The following is a 19,551-nucleotide window of genomic DNA, read 5'->3' as shown; positions in this document are numbered from 1 at the left end:
TTAATTATTTCCAGAGAATTGCTTGATGCGCTGTTCCTCTGATAGTTTGCAAATGAGTAAGGTGTCGTCGTTCTCGGCTACGATATAGCCATCAAGACCTTGGATGACCACCTTCTTTTCCTGTACGGTATGCACAATACAGTTGTGACTCTCAATGAGATTGATATTCTCGCCAATGCAGGCGTTGCCATAAAGGTCTTTCTTGGTTTGCTCGTGAAGAGAACCCCAGGTTCCCAAATCGCTCCAACCAAAGTCTGAAGGACATACAAAAATTTCTTCGGCCTTTTCCATGATGGCATAGTCGACAGAGATGTTTTCGCATTCAGGGAACAAACGGTTGATTTCTTCCTGTTCTTTGTCTGTTCCGTATATGGGGAGTAACGATTCGAATAGTTTTGCCATCGAAGGCTGGTAGATACGGAATGCATTGACAATCGTATTGACATTCCAGATAAAGATGCCGGCATTCCAGAAGTAATTATTCTTCTTAATGTAGCCAAGAGCTGTCTCGAGATTGGGCTTCTCGCGGAACGAATCGACTCTGAAAATCTCTTTGTTGCGGAGAGAGCTGGTGCTGAGATCGGCTTGTATGTAGCCATATCCAGTCTCGGGGCGGTTAGGCTTCATACCTAATGTCACAATGGCATCAGTCTCGCTGGTGAATTGCATGCATTCTTTGATGACACGCTGAAATTCTGTCTTGTCGGTTACAATGTGGTCGCTTGGTGTGACTACAATGTTGGCTTTGGGGTCTTTTGACTTGATGCGCCAGCTGACATAGGCGATGCATGGTGCTGTGTTCCTGCGACATGGCTCGCAGAGGATGTTTCCTGCTGGCATATCAGGCAATTGCTTTTTTACGATATCCTGATATTTCTGGTTGGTAACTACCCAGATATTCTCTGGCTTAACCAGATTGCCGAATCTTTCTACTGTTAATTGGAGTAATGACTTGCCAACGCCGAGGACATCAATAAACTGCTTAGGGTTCTCGGTAGTACTCATTGGCCAGAAGCGGCTTCCTACGCCGCCCGCCATGATGACTAAATGGTTATTTGTTCTTGCCATAATCGTTGTTTGCTGATAATCTTGCGCAAAAATACAAATAATAATGGAAAATAAAGAATAATTAAGTAAATATTTGCTATTTACATGTTCTTTTCTTATTTCTGCTTAAGTTTTCGTTTGATGACGAAATAAATGACAGCCACAATAATTAATCCTATGATGGCGAACTTGATATATTCGGCGTATTCGCTGATCTTGTCGTTCAACTGCTCCTCGGGAACAATAGCATGTAGGTACCAGCCCATTAAGGCTAAAACACTATGCCAGCCGCCAGCGCCAATTGTGGTGAATAACAGAAATTTACCGTAGTGCATTCTTGCCAGTCCGGCTGGGATAGAGATCAAGTGGCGGATAACTGGAACGAAACGGCCTGTTAACGTTGCTGCAATGCCGTGGTCGTCAAAGTATTTCTCACTTTTTTCGACTTTCTCCTGATTCAAAAGACACATCTTGCCCCATTTGCTGTTGGCAAACTTGTAAATGACAGGACGTCCCACATATAATGCTACAAAATAGTTGATACTTGCACCTACATCTGCACCTAATGTCGCAAATAGAATGACCAGGAATACGTTCAGTGAGCCGCTTGCTGCATGGTATGCGGCAGGGGTGACAACAAACTCTGATGGTACGGGAACAACTGTGCTTTCTAATAACATCAGAATGAAAATGGTTGGATACCAACCTAATGTGTTGAGAATGTTGTTGATGAAATTCATATCAATCCAGTGGGTGATCTAGTGTATAATCGTAATAATCTTTGGGGGACAGATCTTCGGGGAAGAGATTTCCTAATACATCTTTAGCTTCTTCGGGATTGCAGTCACAAGCTTTCTTGAGATAATAGAGAGCCTCATCGTTCTTGTTTAAATCTCGGCAACATAATGCCATATAGGAATAACCTTCCTTATAGTCGTTGCCCATCGCCTTGAAAAGCTCTTTATATGCCTTGTATGCATATTCCAATTTGTTGTTGTCCTGATAAGAGATGATGATTCGGAGTTGGATATTGGGATCATTGTCTGATGCTTTCAAAACGTCGTCGAATACTTGTCTGGCTTTTTCGTCCAACTTGTTTGCTAAGAGAATATGTCCCTTGATTACGGCAAACTGAAAGTGATTGCAGTCAAGCTTGTCTGTCATGTCCAGGCACCAGAGGGCCTGGTCCATTTGGCCTAATGTGTTATAGACTAATGCCATATCCTGATATATTTCTGGTAGAAAGAAAGAGTCTGTAGCACATATACTGGCTGCTTTTTGTAGATTTTGTAAGGCTTCATTGAGCTGCCCCTTATTATTCTGACAAGCTGCAAGCTGCAAGTAAGCAGTGGCGTCATCAGGTCTTTTTTCAATATATTTTTGAAGACATTCGATAGCCTCTTCATAATTCTTTAGACTGAACAGAATGTTACCTTTCGTATGTAAGGCATCGACCTCATTCGGGTCAATAGCGATGGCAAAATCGCAACTTGTCAGAGCTGCTCCATAGTCTTCATTTATATACTGGACGCCAGCCAAGGCATTCCAATAAGTGGCAGAGTAGGGGTCATTATCGAGTAACTCATTAAAAATTTTCTCGCTTTCCGAAAATTTTCCTATCCCGAAAAGCGTACGAGCCAATGTCTCTTTGAACTCAACCGATTTGAAATCGGTGATTAGAGCTAGCCATTCGAAGGCGTTATGGAACTGTTCGTAGTCGAGATACAGGCTAACAACGCCTTTGCAGAAATCGTTTCTGTCCTCATCTGGAACGTCTTGGAAATACTGTGTCAGCAACTTGTCAGCACTGTCTGTGTCTTCCTTCGAAACCAGAATCTCTGCCTGTAGATAAACTGCTTCGAGTGGATCTAAAGATTGGACTTTTTCTGCATATTGCTCGGCAGTCTCGTAGTCTTTGGCATTCAAAGCTTCACGGGCTTTGTATAGAATGGGACCAACGGCGTCTGGATTAATCTCCATGGCGAGAGAAATAGCTTGCTCGGCTTCGGCTGGTCGATTGTTGTAGTGGTAATAATCGGCGATGTCAGCCAAGTCGTCGGCATCCATGTAGATGCGTTCGCCCGACTTGACTGACTCCTCGTATTGGCGTAGGATCTCCTTGAAATCCTCGCTCGAGAAATATTCATGATTGTCTGTCACTGTTTCTTAATTTATTTTTTCCAGGTATCCTTGAGTCCCACCGTCTTGTTGAAGATGGGCTTCTCGGCTGTAGATTCAGAATCAGGTGTAAAGTAACCAATGCGCTGGAACTGCAGATAGGTCAGCGGTTTCATGCCAGCAGCATATGGCTCAATATAGCACTTCTTGATGATGTGCAGGGAATCGGGATTGATAATCTCCTTCATCGCTGTGACTGCATCGCAATTCTTTTCTTCGCGGATGGCTGCCATCTCATCGCGTGGGTTCTCTACTTTCCACAAACGGTCGTAAAGACGAACCTCAGCCTCGACAGCGTGCTTGCAACTTACCCAGTGAAGGGTCTTTCCCTTAATCTTGCGGTTAGAACCGGGCAGACCACTGCGTGATTCTGGGTCGTATGTGCAATAGATGGTGGTAACGTTGCCGTTCTCGTCCTCGTCGCAGGGGTGCTCCTCATTACATTTAATAATGTAGGCGTTCTTCAGGCGGACTTCCTTGCCAGGGGCCAAGCGCATAAATTTCTTCTCGGCTTCCTTCATAAAGTCATCGCGTTCAATCCAGAGCTCGCGAGTGAACTCAACGGTGTGGGTACCATCGGCTTCGTTCTCGGGGTTATTGATGGCTGTGAGCTGTTCAATCTGATTCTCAGGATAGTTGGTGATCACTACCTTTACAGGGTCGAGTACAGCACTTACACGGATGGCACGACTATTCAGGTCGTCGCGAACGGCGCTCTCAAGCAGTGCCATATCGTTGAGCGCATCAATCTTGGTGTAGCCAATCTTATCGATGAACTTGATAATGCTTTCAGGGCTATAACCACGGCGACGGAATCCGCATATTGTTGGCATGCGGGGGTCGTCCCAACCGCTTACCATGTTATTCTGAACCAATGCCAGCAGATTACGCTTTGACATCAGCGTGTAATTGAGGTTCAGCTTATTGAATTCGGTCTGGCGGGGACGGTTGTCCTCGATGTTGTCGGTCTCGCCCTTCCACTCCTTCATCCATGTTACGAACAGATCGTAAAGGGGGCGATGCTCTACAAACTCGAGCGTACACCATGAGTGGGTAACGCCCTCCAGGTAATCGCTCTGGCCATGGGTGAAGTCGTACATGGGGTAAGCATTCCATTTGTTGCCAGTGCGGATGTGGGGGATGTTGAGTACACGATAGATGAGTGGATCGCGGAATAGCATGTTGGGGTGAGCCATGTCGATCTTGGCACGAAGTACCAATGTGCCAGGCTCGCATTTGCCGCTATTCATGAACTCAAACAGTTTGAGATTCTCTTCTACAGGACGGTCGCGGAAGGGACTGTTGGTACCAGGGCTGGTGGTTGTTCCCTTTTGCTGGGCAATCACCTCGGCGCTCTGTTCGTCGACATAGGCACGTCCCTGTTCGATAAGCCAAACAGCAAAGTCCCAAAGCTCCTGGAAATAGTCGCTGGCATAGTAGACATTTGCCCACTTGAAACCAAGCCACTTGATATCGTTCTCAATACTTTCAATATATTCTGTGTCCTCTTTGATTGGATTGGTGTCGTCGAAGCGCAGATTGCACTGACCGCCATATTTCTTGGCCAGTCCAAAATCGATGGCAATTGCTTTGGCGTGTCCGATGTGCAAATAGCCATTGGGCTCAGGTGGGAAACGGGTTTGCATTCTGCCGCCGTTCTTACCTTCTGCCAGATCATTGATTACTTTCTGTTCAATGAAGCTAACTGACTTGACCTCTGGTCGAGCCTGCTCACGCTCGGCATCGTTCAAACAAGTTTGACGCTGCTCTCGCTTACTCGCAGCCTTCTTCTCCTCGCTTTCGTTTTTAATAATCTCTTCCATATATAACTTTCAATATCAATATTCAACTTACTTAATTCCTCTCTCGTTTAATGCTTTTGAATACTTGGCTGCATTCTTTAAGTGCTCCTGATAGGTCTTGGCAAAGTTATGGGTGCCCGAGAAATCCTCTTTGGCGCACATGTACAGATAGTCGTGGGCAGTACGATTCAATACGGCATCGATACCTGCGATGGACGCAATCTTAATAGGACCAGGAGGAAGGCCGGTATTTTTGTATGTATTGTAAGGACTGTCGAATTGTAACATGTTGTGGTAGATGCGCTTGATTGCGAAATCTTTTAAGGCATACTTGATGGTGGGATCGGCCTGAAGTGGCATGTCTGCTTTCAGACGATTAAGATACATGCCGGCAATCATGGGCTTTTCAGCATTATTCGCCGTCTCCTCGTCAATGATGCTGGCCAGGGTACATACCTCTTCTGTACTCAGACCCAGTGCCTCAGCTTTGATGGTGCGCTGAACATTCCAGAAATTCTCGTGTTCCTTTTTCATGCGCTTCATCAGATTCTCTATGGAGATATTCCAATAGACTTCGTAAGTGTTAGGTACGAACAGGCAGGCAATAGTTGCAGTATCGTAGCCTTGCTGTGCACAGAATGATGAGTCGCTCAGCAAGATGGCCACAGCAACACTGTCCATCATCAGTTTTTTGGATAGAACGCCAGCAAGGCGGTCCATCGTTCTGCTTTCTGGAATGGTCAGACGCACAGGCTCCTGATGCCCGTTCTTCAGGTTGCGGAATAACCGGATAGTGCTATCGCCAGGCTTAATAGCGTAGCGTCCACTTCTGATATGAGCGCAATAACCGCCGTGGCGTGCCAGCATCTTTAAAGCAATCAGACCATGATCAGATGCTATCGGCTCAAGCTTTACACATACCGAATCGAGATTGTCGTTGTCGTCAATATACACGTATTCGGTGGTGTCGAGTTTTGAAAAACTCCCCACAAAATAGTAAAAACCGATGGCAATGATTCCTAGTACACATATAATGACAGGAACCAGATAGCGCCATTTTTTTATCCAATTCATCTTCATAATCTTGAAAAAACGCTGCAAAGTTACAAAAATCTCTTCACTCTTATCGCTAATTTCTCATTTTTTTGTATCTTTGCCCTAAAATATAGCTTATGAAACTCAAGTTTTCTATACAATATGGCACTCAATGGGGGCAAAACCTATATGTGGTGATCTGTTATCGGAGTATCGACCAGACTGAAAAGTCTGAACGGCTGATGATGACGACTGCTGATGGCATGGAATGGTTGCTTGAAACAACCGTTCTGGAATCCCGAAAACACCCAATAGCCTCGTTCTCATATCATTATCAGGTGGAAGATGCTGAAGGACATGTGTTGCGTCGTGAATGGGATGCCATTCCTCGTGTATATTATTTTGATTCGTCGAAGGATTATGTGATGGCTGATTTGTGGCGCGATGTGCCATTGCAGTATCATCTGTATAGTAAAGCTTATCATACGACTACTGGATTGGCTGATTCTGATCAGGTAGAACCTCTCCGTGTACCACTTTATCGTAAGACCGTGGTGTTCCGTGTTTCTGCCCCTCAGCTTCAAAAGGGACAGTCGGTGGCTGTAATTGGCTCTCATCCGGCTCTCGGTAGTTGGAATGTGGCCCGATACCTGAAGATGGAACCTATAGGGCGTTTCGAGTGGTTGCTTTCTGTGAATGTCGATGCGGTGTTGCTACCCATAGAATATAAATACGTAGTGATTGACAATGAAACCCATGCACTTGTGGCTTGGGAAGAAGGCGATAATCGTACGACTGCGGGTTTGCTGCCTGCTGACCAGACTATGGTGCCTGATGGTACTGTACTGGTGGCTTATGGTGAGAACTTGCGAATGAAAGAGCATATATGGCGTGCAGCTGGAGTGGTTGTGCCAGTATTCTCGTTGCGTAGTAAGCAGTCGTATGGTGTGGGAGATTTCGGCGATCTCTACCGATTCGTTGACTGGTGTGTGGCTACGGGTATGAAGGCTATCCAATTGTTGCCGGTTAACGATACAACATGTTCAAAAAACTGGAGTGATTCGTATCCGTATAATATCGTTTCGGCTTCTGCTCTGCATCCTCATTATCTGGATGTAGAGGCTGTTGGGGTGCTGAAGAATAAAACAAGGATGACTACGTATCATCGTCAGCGCCAGGAACTTAATGCACTTGGCTATAGCGATTATGAGGCGGTGGATCGTGTTAAGCGGGCTTATATTCAGGAACTCTTTGATGAGAAAGGACAACAGATGCTTGAGTCCAAGGAATTCAAAGCTTGGTTTGCCGAAAACCGGGATTGGTTGGTGCCTTACGCCAAGTGGTTGGATGCGCCATTGGGTGTGGTTTACTTTACACAATACCATCTTCACTTACAGCTGAAAGCCGCGGCTGACTATGCTCGTTCAAAAGGTGTCTTCTTGAAAGGAGATGTGCCTATCGGCGTAAATGGTAATAGTGTGGAAACAGCTATCCATCCGGATTTCTTTCACCTTGATGCCCAGACCGGCGCTCCTCCTGATGCATTTGCTCATCAGGGGCAGAATTGGGGATTTCCTACCTACAACTGGAAGGGTGAGGTGATAGAGTGGTTCCGTCGTCGACTCCAATGGATGGAGCAGTATTTCGATGCCATCCGTATAGACCATATCTTGGGCTTCTTTAGAATTTGGGAGATTCCGGCTGATGCTATCTACGGGTTATTGGGGCATTTCTCGCCTTCGTTGCCTATGACAATAGGTGAAATCGAGTATTTCGGATTGCCTTTCCGTAAAGAGCTCTATACTCGTCCTTTTATTAATGAAAGAGTGCTTGAGCGTCTTTTTGGCATGCATGTTCCTTACGTCAAGGAGCATTTCCTTGTAGCCAAGAGCTATGGTCTCTATGATTTGAAGACAGCGTATGATTCTCAGAAAAAGGTACAGTGTGCTTTCGAGGGACGCACCGATGAGAATAGCCTTTGGATTCGTGATGGGCTTTACCGATTGATTAGTGATGTCCTGTTCTTGGAGGATCCTCAGCAGGCTGAGATGTATCATCCGCGTATGGGCGTTATCGGTGAGCCGGTATTCGATGCGCTTTCTTCCGAAGAGAAGGATGCGTTCATGCGCCTCTATCATCATTATTATTATCAGCGTCATAATTTTTTCTGGGGGGCAGAGGCGTTGCATAAGTTGACTGACGTGTTCGGTGAAACCCGTATGCTTTGTTGTGGAGAAGATTTGGGGATGCTGCCGGATTGTGTGGCTCCCGTACTCGATCAGTTGCGTATTCTGACGCTTGAAATCCAGTCTATGCCCAAGCAAAGCGGCTATGAATTTGCGCATCTGGATGCAAATCCCTATCGTTCGGTAGCTACCATTTCGACACATGATATGTCGCCTTTGCGGCTTTGGTGGACTGAGAGCCCGGAACGTACGCAACGTTTTTTTGTATCAATGCTTCAGAAGCAGGGACGTGCACCAGAACAGTTGCCAGCCCATCTGGCAGAAGAGATTATTGCTCGTCATCTGTATTGTCCTTCGATGCTGTGTATGCTGTCGTTACAGGATTGGCTGTCGATGGATAGTGAATTACGCGGAAAGAATCCTCGCGAGGAACGTATCAACGTGCCCAGCGATCCGTATAACCGTTGGAAATATCGCATGCATATCACTATTGAGGATTTGTTGAAAGCGGAGAAATATAATAATAAGGTGAAAACCATGATTCAGCGTTCTAAACGCTAATGTTTGTTATTTGATGTTTTATTTTATAAAGGCTTGAACTTTGATGTACAACACTTATATATTTGATCTTGATGGAACTTTACTTGATACTCTTACAGATTTAGCGGCATCGTGCAATTATGCTCTACGTCAGCATGGTATGCCGGAGCATTCCATTGAGGATGTACGTCGGTTTGTTGGTAATGGTGTTAGATTGCTCATGGAACGAGCTGTTCCTGGTGGTGCGAGTCATCCGGATTTTGAGGCTACTTTTGCAACGTTTCGTGAGCATTATATGCATCATTCACAGGATACAACATGTCCTTATTCTGGTATACCGGAGATGTTGACCACTTTGAAAGCTCGTGGCTGTCGTTTGGCAGTAGTGAGCAATAAAATGATGCCAGCGACGGTGGAACTTTGTCGCCATTTCTTTCCTGATACCATAGAGGTGGCTATAGGTGAACATGAAGCAGAGGGAATCCGGAAGAAACCGGCTCCCGATACGGTATTCGCAGCCTTGAAACAGCTTGGAGTAGAAAAGGACGGTGCTGTATATGTAGGTGACAGTGATGTGGATATCCAGACAGCAGCAAATGCTGGTATGCCTTGTATTTCTGTGTTGTGGGGATTCCGTGATCGTGAGTTCCTGATACAACATGGAGCGAAGACTTTCGTCTCCGCTCCATCAGAATTATTGTAGGATACCAATTTAAAGTTGTTGTAATCTGGCAATATACTTGCCAAGGATGTCGAATTCGATATTGACCACAGAACCGACACGAATGTCGCAGAAGTTTGTGTGCTCAAAAGTGTATGGGATGATAGCTACCTGGAAAGTATTGGTTGTGGGGTTGCAAACCGTCAGGCTGACACCATTCACGGTAACGCTGCCTTTGTCCACGGTGAAGTAGCCTTTTAATGCCATCTCTCTATTCTCGGGGTATTCGAAGGTGAAATAGGTGGAACCATTGGCGTCTTCTATGGCAATGCATCGTGCCGTCTCGTCTACATGGCCCTGAACAATATGGCCATCCAAACGGCCATTCATCATCATTGAGCGTTCTACATTCACTTTGTCGCCAACCTGAAGTAATCCAAGGTTGGTGCGGTCCAGTGTCTCTTTCATGGCTGTGACGGTATAGGTGCCATTCTCAATAGCAACAACGGTCAGACATACGCCATTGTGAGCGACACTCTGGTCGATCTTCAATTCATCGACAAATGAACACTTCAATGTGAAATCAATATTTTCGCGATCCTTACGGATAGCTGTTACGGTAGCAAATTCTTCGATGATTCCGGAAAACATATCAATATAATGTTTAATATAAAAAGAAAAGGGTACGTGCCGATGATTTGGTGAAAACTCCTGTTTCACACGATGTGGGGGCTCCCTGCTGTTGTAATCCACCGGCATTGCTGCTCTCCTCGTGGAGGATAATCGTGGCCCGCCATTGGCAAGGGAAACGATCCCGATTTTGTTTTGTTAATGTAGAGTATCCCGATCTATCAGGCACGACCCACTGTTTCTGCTGCAAAGATACAACTATTTTATGAGTTATCCAAACCTTTTGGCATTTTTCTTGGTAAATATGAAGATTTTCTTTATCTTTGCACTCAAAAAAAAGAAGGAGTATGGCAAAGACTGTTTGTATCATTGCGGGCGCACGCCCGAATTTTGTGAAAGTATCGCCCTTGGTAAGGGCTATCGATAGATATCCTGAGGCAACTTGTTTGTTGGTTTATGCCGGACGTGAAGATGATCCTACATTGGAGCCTTCGCTGTTTGACGACCTGCAGATGCCTCGCCCTCAATATTATTTAGGTGTGGATTCGACGAGTCTGAATGAGATTACCAGTCAGGTGATGGCTCGTTTCGATGCATTTCTTGATGAGCATCCTGTTGATGTGGTAATCGTGGTAGATGATCTGGCTTCGACCATGGCTGCTGCTATTGTGACCAAGAAGCGTGGCATACGTTTGGCACATCTGGTAGCAGGAACCCGCTCGTTTAATATCAACATGCCCAAGGAGATTAACCGACTTGTGATCGATGCATTGTCAGACTATCTGTTTACTGCTGGTGTGAAGAGTACTGGTGTGGCCACACGTGAACAGTCGGAGAATTCGCAGACTTATATGGTGGGTAATATCTTGATGGATACCCTCCGCTATAATTACGACAGACTGAAGAAGCCGGTCTCAATCCCCTCGTTAGAGGAGCAGAAATACCTGGTGTTTACCCTGAACCGCAAGGCGCTTATTGCTGATGTGGATAATCTGGAGCGTATGCTGCGGGCTTTGGTTGAATCGGCTAATGGTATACGTATTATTGCACCGTTGCGAGGTAATGCTCGTAAGGTTGTAGAGAATATGGGACTGGCAATCGAGATCGTTGAGCCGTTAAGCTATCTGGAGTTCGGCTGGCTCACGGCTCATGCGCTTGGTATTATTACGGATTCAGGTAATGTGTCGGAAGAGGCAACCTTTAACAGCGTGCCTTGTATCACTCTCAACAATTATACGGAACATCAGGAAACGGTGAATGTAGGTTCTAATGTGTTGGTAGGTGAGGATGCTGACAAACTGAGAGAAACGGTAAAGAAAATGGTGAGTGGAGAGTGGAAAAAATGCGCTCTGCCTGACCGTTGGGATGGTAGAACAGCAGAGCGCATAGTGCAGATTATTTTATCTTAAATAGGCATATTTTGAAAAGTACTTAGAGAACAATTGTAATCTAAGTACTTTTCAATTGCAAAGTACTTAGAAAAATATTCTATTAATAATTCTCGGCTTTTACTTGGAAGTAAGCCTGTGGATGATCGCATACTGGACATACTTGTGGGGCTTTCTTGCCGATGACGATGTGACCACAGTTGCTGCACTGCCAGATAACGTCGTTGTCCTTTGAAAATACGCGTTCCTTCTTGACATTGTCGAGTAATTTGCGATAACGAGCCTCGTGCTCTGCTTCTACTTTGGCTACAAGCTCAAATTTGGCAGCAATCTCGTTGAATCCTTCCTCGCGGGCCTCCTTGGCCATACGGGCATACATGTCGGTCCATTCGTAGTTCTCGCCGGCTGCTGCTGCTTCAAGATTCTCTGGTGTGCTCTTGATGGCTCCACCTTCCAAAAGCTTGAACCACATCTTGGCATGCTCCTTCTCGTTGTTGGCGGTCTCCTCAAAAATGGCGGCTATCTGTACAAAGCCATCCTTCTTGGCCTTTGATGCCCAATAACTGTATTTGTTACGTGCCATTGACTCACCTGCGAATGCATCCTGCAGATTCTTTTCAGTTTTTGTTCCTTTTAATTCTTTCATAATTGTACTTGTTTAGTTGAGTGAAAAATTGTATTTTCTGCAAAGTTAATATAATTATTCGAATAAACCAAATTTTGGGCTGCTTTTATATATTATTAAGGTATACGATGAGAGGGTGAATAATAACTCATGTTGGTAGAAAAGTGGAAACTTTTTGATTTTTGAAAATGGAAAAGTTTTCCAAAAAGAAAATCTTCTCACTTGTTGGTGTGTAAAAATACGGAGACTGAATGTTCGGCTTGATTTTGCTTTTGTAAACACTTTCTGGCGCGACATGTTTGTTTTGTTTGATTTGAATATGTTTGTATATCAGTGTGTTATGCGTGATTATTGCAGTGTGGTATTTCTTTTTTAACTTTCTTTTATACATCTTTTATTTCTGCCAAGAATGCTTTTTTGTGATAATTTTATATCTTTGCATCCGAATTCGGTTTTTCTTTTTGGAAAACTTTTCCGAATTAAAAAACAAAAAAGTTTCCTAAAAAGGAAAACTTACAGAAAGAATTTAAAATTGCAAATTTAATAATTATTGGCAACAAAATGGAGATTAAAAACTTTACTATCACTAAGCGAGACGGTTCGAAAGACTTGTTCTCACTCGACAAAATCATGAATGCCATCGTGAAGGCATTTGAAAGTGTACAGGAACCTGCTGACCTGGCCATCGTGTCTAAAATCTTAAATCACCTTGATATGCACGACAATATCACTGTAGAGGATATCCAGAACCAAGTGGAGGAAGCATTGATGCGCGAAGGATATTATAAGGTGGCTAAGTCGTTCATTCTATATAGACAGCTCCACTCAGAGGATCGTGAAACCCTTGAAAAGATGGTTTTCCTTTCAGAGTATTGTGAGTCGGTTAATGCTGCTACAGGTTCAAAGTACGATGCTAATGCCAATGTTGAACATAAGAATATTGCTACTTTGATCGGTGAACTGCCTAAATCTAACTTTATCCGTTTGAATCGCCGACTCCTGACCGACCGAATTAAGAAAATGTATGGTAAACAGTTGGCTGATGAGTATATCGACAAGCTGACACACCATTTTATATATAAGAACGACGAAACATCGTTGGCCAACTACTGTGCTTCTATCACCATGTATCCTTGGTTGATTGGTGGTACTATAGCTATTGGTGGAAATTCAACTGCACCAACCAACATGAAATCGTTCGCTGGAGGCTTTGTGAATATGGTCTTTATGGTTAGTTCTATGCTGAGTGGTGCATGTGCTACGCCGGAGTTCCTCATGTATATGAACTATTTCATGGGAAAGGAGTATGGATTGGATTACTACAAGCGTGCTAATGATCAGGCTGACCTCAGTTTGAAGAAACGTACCATCGACAAGATCATTACCGATTACTTTGAGCAGATTGTCTATACCTTGAATCAGCCAACAGGTGCTCGTAACTATCAGGCTGTATTCTGGAATATTGCTTACTACGATCGTTACTATTTCGAGAGCATCTTTGGCGAGTTCTACTTCCCCGATGGTTCTAAGCCCGATTGGGATGGTCTTTCTTGGCTCCAGAAGCGTTTTATGAAGTGGTTTAACCAGGAACGTACCAAGACTCTGTTGACTTTCCCTGTAGAAACCATGGCCTTGTTGGTTGATGAAAATGGTGAATGTAAGGATAAAGAGTGGGGGGAGTTTACGGCCGAAATGTATTCTGAAGGTCACTCGTTCTTTACTTATATGAGCGATAATGCTGATTCGTTGTCAAGTTGTTGCCGTCTCCGTAATGAGATTACCGACAATGGTTTCAGCTATACCCTTGGAGCGGGTGGTGTCAGCACAGGTTCTAAAAGTGTGCTTACCATCAATCTGAACCGCTGTATTCAGTATGCAGTGAATCATAAGCTTGACTATCTGGAGTATCTGAGTGGTGTGATTGATCTCTGTCATAAGGTTCAGTTGGCTTACAATGAGAATCTGAAAGATCTTCAGCAGCAGGGTATGTTGCCATTGTTCGATGCAGGCTACATCAACATTGCCCGTCAGTATCTGACTATCGGTATCAACGGTTTGGTTGAGGCTGCTGAGTTTATGGGGCTGAAGATTACACCGAATGACGAGTATCTGCACTTTGTACAGGGTATCCTTGGCTTGGTAGAGAAATATAATCGTCAGTATCGCTCTAAGGATGTTATGTTCAACTGCGAGATGATTCCTGCCGAGAATGTTGGTGTGAAGCATGCTAAGTGGGATCGTGAGGACGGCTATTTTGTGCCACGTGACTGTTACAACAGCTACTTCTATGTAGTTGAGGATGACTCGCTCACCATCATTGACAAGTTCAAACTCCATGGTGCTCCATATATTGAACATCTGACTGGTGGTTCGGCTTTGCATATGAATTTGGATGAGCATTTGTCAAAGGAACAATATCTGCATTTGTTGAAGGTGGCTGCTAAGGAAGGCTGTAACTATTTTACATTCAATATTCCCAATACAGTCTGCAACGATTGTGGTTACATTGACAAGCGCTATCTGAAAGAATGTCCACATTGCCATTCTAAGAATGTAGACTATATGACCCGCATTATCGGCTACTTGAAGCGTGTTAGCAACTTCTCACAGGCTCGTCAGGAAGAGGCTGCTCGTCGCTACTATGCAGGGGAGAATAAACTATGCTGAAATACGTTAATACCGGCATAGTTTTTCAGGAGATACCGGACGAAGTGACACTGGCAATTAACATCAGTAATTGCCCGTGTCGCTGTCCTGGGTGTCATAGCTATTATCTTTGGGAGGATATCGGATTGCCTCTTGATACAGAGGCCATCGACACTCTTGTTGGTAAGTTCGGTACTGATATAACCTGTATCTCGTTTATGGGTGGAGATGGCGATCCGAAGTCGGTCAATCAGCTGGCATTGTATATTCGCGAGGCGCACCCTGAGTTTAAGATTGCCTGGTATAGTGGAAAAACCGTTATATCATCTGCCATCAATAAATGTGATTTCGATTATATCAAGATCGGACCTTTTATCAAACATTTAGGCCCCTTGAAAAATCCGAAGACTAATCAGCGATTGTATCGGATCAAAGCGGATGGAGGAATGGAGGACATTACATTCCGTTTCTGGAAAAAGTAGGAGAGATATCGTTAATATGATATCTCTCCTCTTATACTCTGTTGCATATACTTCCGAACTGTTTCCGGATCGTCAGGATAATGTGCCTGTAGGAACATCAGTTTGGTAACAGCTGCTTCTACGGTAGAATCGCGTCCACTGATGACTCCGGCTTCCTGCAGATGATATCCGCAATCGTAGCGGCTCATCTCTACGGCTCCCTGCATACACTGGCTGATGTTGACGATTACTTTGCCATTGCGCGTTCCTTCGCGAAGAGCTTTCAGTAACCAGGGACGTTGAGGCGCATTACCACTACCGAAAGTGCGCATGACGATGGCCTTCAGATTTGGGGTGTGGATAATGTGGCGGATCAAGTCTTCGCGGATACCGGGAAAGAGCGAGAATATAATCACGTTGTTGTCTAATCGGAAGTGGGGAACCATTGGTTTTCCCCAATCTGGTTTTAGTATACGGTCCTGATGATAGGTGATATTGACGCCTGCCTCAACCAGGTGTGGGTAGTTGAATGATTCGAACGCATTGAATTCTTCTGCACTCTGTTTGGTGGTTCGGTTGCCACGAAGCAGATGCCCACCAAAATAGATGCCTACCTCGGGTACCAGCGCATGACCTTCACGGTCTTTAGCGGCTGCAATCTCGACGGCCGTAATCAGGTTCTCTTTGCCATCTGTCCTCAACTGCCCGATAGGAAGTTGGGAACCTGTGAAAATGACAGGTTTTGTCAGATTCTCGAGCATGTAGGATAGGGCAGAGGCTGTATAAGCCATGGTGTCTGTGCCATGCAGCACAACAAAACCGTCGTATTGGTCATAATGATCTGCGATACAATGCGAGATGTCGGTCCACATACGGGGAGACATGTCACTCGAATCAATCGGAGGGTCAAACTGGTAGGTCTCAATTGCAATATCAAACTGCTTCAACTCGGGCACATTATATAATAGGTGCTCGAAATCAAATGGCTCCAGTGCCCCTGTTCGTGGGTTCCGGTTCATGCCAATGGTGCCTCCTGTGTATATCAGGAGTACTTTGCTTCGGTACGTCATCGTTTACGTTTTATTTTTTTGCAAAGATAGTGCTTTTATTCGAGATTTTAATTAACTTTGCAGAAAAATTTAAGAAGAACCTATAAACATACAGTTTTATGAAGCAATTCAATGATGATAACTTCGTTCTGGAGACCCAGGTGGCGCAGGACTTGTATCACAATCATGCGGCTAAGATGCCCATTATCGACTATCATTGTCATTTGATTCCTGAGATGGTGGCTAAAGACCACAAGTTCAAGAGTATCACCGAGTTGTGGCTGGGTGGCGACCACTATAAGTGGCGTGCCATGCGTACTAATGGTATCGATGAGAAGTACTGCACTGGTAAGGATACCAGCGACTGGGAGAAGTTTGAGAAGTGGGCAGAGACCGTTCCATACACTTTCCGTAATCCTCTTTATCATTGGACTCATCTTGAGTTGAAGACCGCTTTCGGTATCACTAAGCAGCTTTCTCCCAAGACTGCTCGCGAAATCTTTGACGAATGTAACGAGAAACTGCAGCAGCCAGAATTCTCTGCTCGTGGTCTGATGAAACACTATAACGTAGAGTGTGTTTGTACAACCGATGATCCCGTCGACGATCTGCATAACCATATTGAGTATGCTAAGACAAAGGCAAAGGATGATCCTATGATGATTCCAGCATGGCGCCCTGACAAGGCCATGAACATTGAGAAGCCTGAGTTCTCGAAGTATGTAGAGCAGTTGAGCGAGGTGAGTGGTGTTAATATCGTGAAGTTTGCTGATATGGTTGATGCCCTGCAGAAGCGTCACGACTTCTTTGCTGAGAATGGTTGTAAACTCTCGGATCATGGTATCGAGGAGTTCTACGATGAGGAATATACCGATTCTGAGATCGAGACCATCTTCGAGAAGGCTATGCGTGGTCAGCAGCTTTCTAATTTGGAGATCCGTCAGTTTAAGAACTGTTTCCTGACGGTTATGGCAGAGATGGATGCTGATGCAGACTGGACACAGCAGTTCCACTATGGTGCTATCCGTGATAACAATACTAAGATGTATAACGCGCTTGGTCCTGATACAGGTTTCGATTCTATCGGAGAGTTCAATACAGCCAAGGCTATGTCGACCTTCCTCAACAAACTGAATATGAAGGATAAGCTCACGCGTACCATATTATATACATTGAATCCTTGTGCTAACGAGGTGATTGCTACAATGCTGGGTAACTTCCAGGGTGGTGAGCCAGGCAAAATCCAGTTCGGTTCTGGTTGGTGGTTCAATGACCAGATGGATGGAATGGTACGTCAGATGAATGCGCTTTCTGTACTTGGACTGCTGAGCCGCTTCGTTGGAATGCTGACTGATAGTCGCTCTTTCTTGAGCTATCCACGCCATGAGTACTTCCGTCGTATTCTCTGTAATATCCTTGGAAACGATGTTGAGAAAGGCTTGTTGCCTTGTGATATGGAAATCCTCGGACGTATGGTAGAGGATATCAGTTACAACAATGCCAGAAGATACTTCAAGTTCTATTAATCCATTCGATTAATAAAAAAAATGCCGCAGATTCGAATATCTGCGGTTTTTTTTGTATCTTTGCCGCCAATATGAGATATAACGCAGGATATAATCGTGAGGGTGACTACGAGCACTTCGTAGTCAACGAGTCGATGCCATTGTTAGAATGGCTGTTGGCCAATGTTCAGCAAAGTCGTACGAAGATTAAGGCGACTCTGCAGGGTAGAGGTATCAAGGTGAATGGTAAGACCGTGAGCCAGTTTGACTTCCAGTTGGAGCCCGGCATGAAGGTGGCCATTAGTAAGACCAAACGTAACCAGCAGTCGTTTAAGAGCCGTTACGTTAAGATTGTCTATGAGGATAAGTGGCTGATAGTCATTGAGAAGGCCGAGGGTATCCTTTCAATGGCAGCTGGTCATTCAACGTTGAATGTGAAGACTGTACTCGATGATTATTTCAAGAAGTCACGCCAGAAATGTACGGCTCATGTGGTTCATCGTCTGGATCGCGATACGAGTGGCCTGATGGTGTATGCAAAAGACATGGAGACAGAGCAGATACTGGAACATAACTGGCATGATATCGTGTATGATCGTCGCTATGTGGCAGTATGCTCTGGTGAGATGGAGAACGATGAAGGTACAATTGCTAACTGGTTGAAAGATAACAAGGCATACGTTACTTATTCTTCACCTACTGATAATGGTGGAAAATATGCCGTAACCCATTATCATGTGCTCGACCGCACAACCGAGCATACGTTGGTGGAGTTTAAACTTGAAACAGGACGGAAGAACCAGATTCGTGTACACTCTTCTGATATGGGACATCCTGTTTGTGGTGATACCAAATATGGTAATGGTGATGATCCTATCCACCGTTTGTGTCTGCATGCTTGGTTGCTATGTTTCCATCATCCTATAACAGGTGAGCCCATGGAATTCGAAACGCCTGTGCCCACACCATTCAAGAAATTATTTAAGTAGAATATGGGAAATATCGGTTATTACATATTTGTACTCGTTGCTATCATTGTTGCTTTCTTGGTGATTAAGAAGGCGGCTTCTTGTCTCATCAAGTCAGCTGTTCTGATAGCAGTGGCAGTTGCTCTGGCTATCATTTACTATTTGTATCTGGGGTAGCAATCTCTTCGGCAAAAATCCGGTCGAAGGCTTCGCGTAATTGCTGAGGCTGTTCGATGATGTTCTGCAGTTCGCTGAGACGTTTGGCATTCGGTGAATTGGGAATCCATAGTTTGATGTATCCTTCCTTGGAGTATTTGTTGGCCATATGTTCTTTAAAACGAATCCAGTGTTCTTCTTCTGTCTTTTCCGGATAGTTGGCCATTCCGAACTGGATGCAACGGCGGATGATTCTTTCTGGATCGATATCCCTGTCGGCTTCAGCTACAATTTTTCCATAGATAGATCTGGGACTTCGGCTGGCTGAGGCGCGATGATCTTCAACGGCCTCCTTCATAATCTTGATCTGTTCGGGGGAAAACCACTTCTTCAGTCGTGCATCTGAGGCTAATATCTTGCCACCTCGGATATGGTGGTCGGCACGATGTCCGCACATTCCCAAGTCGTGGTAGGCTGCAATGGTGTAAACCATGTCGATGTCTGCTCCTGTTGCTCTGATCAGCTCGAGAGAATTACGTATAACCCTTGTTACGTGCTCCAGATTATGTGCACGGTCAAATTCTGCATATTTAGGGAGAATCTGTGTTTCGATAAACTCCACAAGGTCCAGACTTGGTGTATTGTTTGTCATAAAAAGTTTTATTTTTCTTTGC

Annotated in this window: 16 protein-coding genes; 7 read left to right on the top strand and 9 right to left on the bottom strand. The window is 44.7% G+C overall.

What is annotated here, in order from left to right:
* The 5 genes from T491_RS0110735 to mltG all read right to left on the bottom strand — a co-directional run bounded on the left by T491_RS0110735 (position 1) and on the right by mltG (position 6,107).
* Positions 1-1,068 carry a mannose-1-phosphate guanylyltransferase gene (locus T491_RS0110735; RefSeq protein WP_028903890.1) on the bottom strand — a complete coding sequence of 356 codons (1,068 nt, stop codon included), beginning with the start codon at positions 1,066-1,068 and terminating at the stop codon, positions 1-3.
* Positions 1,069-1,163: 95 nt separating this feature from the next.
* The gene (locus T491_RS0110730; protein WP_028903889.1) at positions 1,164-1,787 is read right to left on the bottom strand and encodes a DedA family protein; all 624 of its coding nucleotides are present in this window, start codon (positions 1,785-1,787) and stop codon (positions 1,164-1,166) included.
* A 1-nt stretch (position 1,788) separates the two neighbouring features.
* Positions 1,789-3,207: a lipopolysaccharide assembly protein LapB gene (locus T491_RS0110725; RefSeq protein ID WP_028903888.1), complete on the bottom strand. Its 1,419-nt coding sequence runs from the start codon at positions 3,205-3,207 to the stop codon at positions 1,789-1,791.
* A gap of 11 nt (positions 3,208-3,218) precedes the next feature.
* On the bottom strand, positions 3,219-5,048 hold the full coding sequence (locus tag T491_RS0110720; protein ID WP_231480239.1) for a glutamine--tRNA ligase/YqeY domain fusion protein: 1,830 nt from the start codon (positions 5,046-5,048) through the stop codon (positions 3,219-3,221).
* Between the two features lie 27 nt (positions 5,049-5,075).
* A complete protein-coding gene (gene mltG, locus T491_RS0110715) occupies positions 5,076-6,107 on the bottom strand; it encodes an endolytic transglycosylase MltG (RefSeq protein WP_028903886.1) in 1,032 nt (343 codons plus the stop codon).
* A 92-nt stretch (positions 6,108-6,199) separates the two neighbouring features.
* Between mltG and T491_RS0110710 the strand changes: the two genes are divergently transcribed.
* Together T491_RS0110710 and T491_RS0110705 are read left to right on the top strand one after the other, a co-directional pair.
* Positions 6,200-8,809 (top strand): 4-alpha-glucanotransferase, encoded by a 2,610-nt coding sequence (locus T491_RS0110710; RefSeq protein ID WP_028903885.1) that lies wholly within the window; start codon positions 6,200-6,202, stop codon positions 8,807-8,809.
* Positions 8,810-8,852: 43 nt separating this feature from the next.
* On the top strand, positions 8,853-9,491 hold the full coding sequence (locus T491_RS0110705) for an HAD family hydrolase (RefSeq protein ID WP_033147745.1): 639 nt from the start codon (positions 8,853-8,855) through the stop codon (positions 9,489-9,491).
* 9 nt (positions 9,492-9,500) lie between these two features.
* Here T491_RS0110705 and T491_RS0110700 read toward each other — a convergent pair whose 3' ends face one another.
* The gene (locus T491_RS0110700) at positions 9,501-10,100 is read right to left on the bottom strand and encodes a riboflavin synthase (protein ID WP_028903883.1); all 600 of its coding nucleotides are present in this window, start codon (positions 10,098-10,100) and stop codon (positions 9,501-9,503) included.
* A 326-nt stretch (positions 10,101-10,426) separates the two neighbouring features.
* On the opposite strand from T491_RS0110700, the gene wecB reads away from it, so the two are divergent.
* The gene (gene wecB / locus T491_RS0110695) at positions 10,427-11,488 is read left to right on the top strand and encodes a non-hydrolyzing UDP-N-acetylglucosamine 2-epimerase (protein ID WP_028903882.1); all 1,062 of its coding nucleotides are present in this window, start codon (positions 10,427-10,429) and stop codon (positions 11,486-11,488) included.
* A gap of 82 nt (positions 11,489-11,570) precedes the next feature.
* Here wecB and rbr read toward each other — a convergent pair whose 3' ends face one another.
* A complete protein-coding gene (gene rbr / locus T491_RS0110690; RefSeq protein WP_028903881.1) occupies positions 11,571-12,113 on the bottom strand; it encodes a rubrerythrin in 543 nt (180 codons plus the stop codon).
* Between the two features lie 540 nt (positions 12,114-12,653).
* On the opposite strand from rbr, the gene nrdD reads away from it, so the two are divergent.
* Both nrdD and nrdG read left to right on the top strand, forming a co-directional pair.
* Complete coding sequence (nrdD, locus tag T491_RS0110680; protein WP_028903879.1) at positions 12,654-14,759, top strand: anaerobic ribonucleoside-triphosphate reductase; 2,106 nt, start codon at positions 12,654-12,656, stop codon at positions 14,757-14,759.
* A complete protein-coding gene (nrdG, locus tag T491_RS0110675) occupies positions 14,753-15,220 on the top strand; it encodes an anaerobic ribonucleoside-triphosphate reductase activating protein (RefSeq protein ID WP_028903878.1) in 468 nt (155 codons plus the stop codon). The genes nrdD and nrdG overlap by 7 nt, the downstream gene beginning before the upstream one ends.
* Before the next feature lie 11 nt (positions 15,221-15,231).
* Here nrdG and T491_RS0110670 read toward each other — a convergent pair whose 3' ends face one another.
* Complete coding sequence (locus tag T491_RS0110670; protein ID WP_028903877.1) at positions 15,232-16,269, bottom strand: asparaginase; 1,038 nt, start codon at positions 16,267-16,269, stop codon at positions 15,232-15,234.
* A 98-nt stretch (positions 16,270-16,367) separates the two neighbouring features.
* On the opposite strand from T491_RS0110670, the gene uxaC reads away from it, so the two are divergent.
* Together uxaC and T491_RS0110660 are read left to right on the top strand one after the other, a co-directional pair.
* Positions 16,368-17,774, top strand: coding sequence for a glucuronate isomerase (gene uxaC / locus T491_RS0110665; RefSeq protein ID WP_028903876.1), 1,407 nt, complete (start codon positions 16,368-16,370; stop codon positions 17,772-17,774).
* 71 nt (positions 17,775-17,845) lie between these two features.
* On the top strand, positions 17,846-18,742 hold the full coding sequence (locus tag T491_RS0110660) for an RluA family pseudouridine synthase (protein ID WP_028903875.1): 897 nt from the start codon (positions 17,846-17,848) through the stop codon (positions 18,740-18,742).
* 130 nt (positions 18,743-18,872) lie between these two features.
* On the opposite strand, the gene T491_RS0110650 is transcribed toward T491_RS0110660, so the two are convergent.
* Complete coding sequence (locus tag T491_RS0110650) at positions 18,873-19,529, bottom strand: HD domain-containing protein (protein ID WP_028903874.1); 657 nt, start codon at positions 19,527-19,529, stop codon at positions 18,873-18,875.
* Positions 19,530-19,551: the final 22 nt, after the last annotated feature.

It is taken from the genome of Prevotella sp. P6B4 (assembly GCF_000619985.1).
Taxonomy (GTDB): Bacteria; Bacteroidota; Bacteroidia; order Bacteroidales; family Bacteroidaceae; genus Prevotella.
The sequence above is the reverse complement of the archived record's forward strand: the minus strand, read 5'-3'. Positions and strand labels throughout refer to the sequence as shown.

What these genes read in the sequence shown, in the direction of transcription:
- T491_RS0110650 (WP_028903874.1), bottom strand. Translation starts at nt 19,529, where the DNA reads ATGACAAACAATACACCAAGTCTGGACCTTGTGGAGTTTATCGAAACA.
- mltG (WP_028903886.1), bottom strand. Translation starts at nt 6,107, where the DNA reads ATGAAGATGAATTGGATAAAAAAATGGCGCTATCTGGTTCCTGTCATT.
- rbr (WP_028903881.1), bottom strand. Translation starts at nt 12,113, where the DNA reads ATGAAAGAATTAAAAGGAACAAAAACTGAAAAGAATCTGCAGGATGCA.
- T491_RS0110710 (WP_028903885.1), top strand. Translation starts at nt 6,200, where the DNA reads ATGAAACTCAAGTTTTCTATACAATATGGCACTCAATGGGGGCAAAAC.
- uxaC (WP_028903876.1), top strand. Translation starts at nt 16,368, where the DNA reads ATGAAGCAATTCAATGATGATAACTTCGTTCTGGAGACCCAGGTGGCG.
- T491_RS0110735 (WP_028903890.1), bottom strand. Translation starts at nt 1,068, where the DNA reads ATGGCAAGAACAAATAACCATTTAGTCATCATGGCGGGCGGCGTAGGA.
- T491_RS0110700 (WP_028903883.1), bottom strand. Translation starts at nt 10,100, where the DNA reads ATGTTTTCCGGAATCATCGAAGAATTTGCTACCGTAACAGCTATCCGT.
- T491_RS0110670 (WP_028903877.1), bottom strand. Translation starts at nt 16,269, where the DNA reads ATGACGTACCGAAGCAAAGTACTCCTGATATACACAGGAGGCACCATT.
- wecB (WP_028903882.1), top strand. Translation starts at nt 10,427, where the DNA reads ATGGCAAAGACTGTTTGTATCATTGCGGGCGCACGCCCGAATTTTGTG.
- nrdG (WP_028903878.1), top strand. Translation starts at nt 14,753, where the DNA reads ATGCTGAAATACGTTAATACCGGCATAGTTTTTCAGGAGATACCGGAC.
- T491_RS0110720 (WP_231480239.1), bottom strand. Translation starts at nt 5,048, where the DNA reads ATGGAAGAGATTATTAAAAACGAAAGCGAGGAGAAGAAGGCTGCGAGT.
- T491_RS0110660 (WP_028903875.1), top strand. Translation starts at nt 17,846, where the DNA reads ATGAGATATAACGCAGGATATAATCGTGAGGGTGACTACGAGCACTTC.
- nrdD (WP_028903879.1), top strand. Translation starts at nt 12,654, where the DNA reads ATGGAGATTAAAAACTTTACTATCACTAAGCGAGACGGTTCGAAAGAC.
- T491_RS0110730 (WP_028903889.1), bottom strand. Translation starts at nt 1,787, where the DNA reads ATGAATTTCATCAACAACATTCTCAACACATTAGGTTGGTATCCAACC.
- T491_RS0110705 (WP_033147745.1), top strand. Translation starts at nt 8,853, where the DNA reads ATGTACAACACTTATATATTTGATCTTGATGGAACTTTACTTGATACT.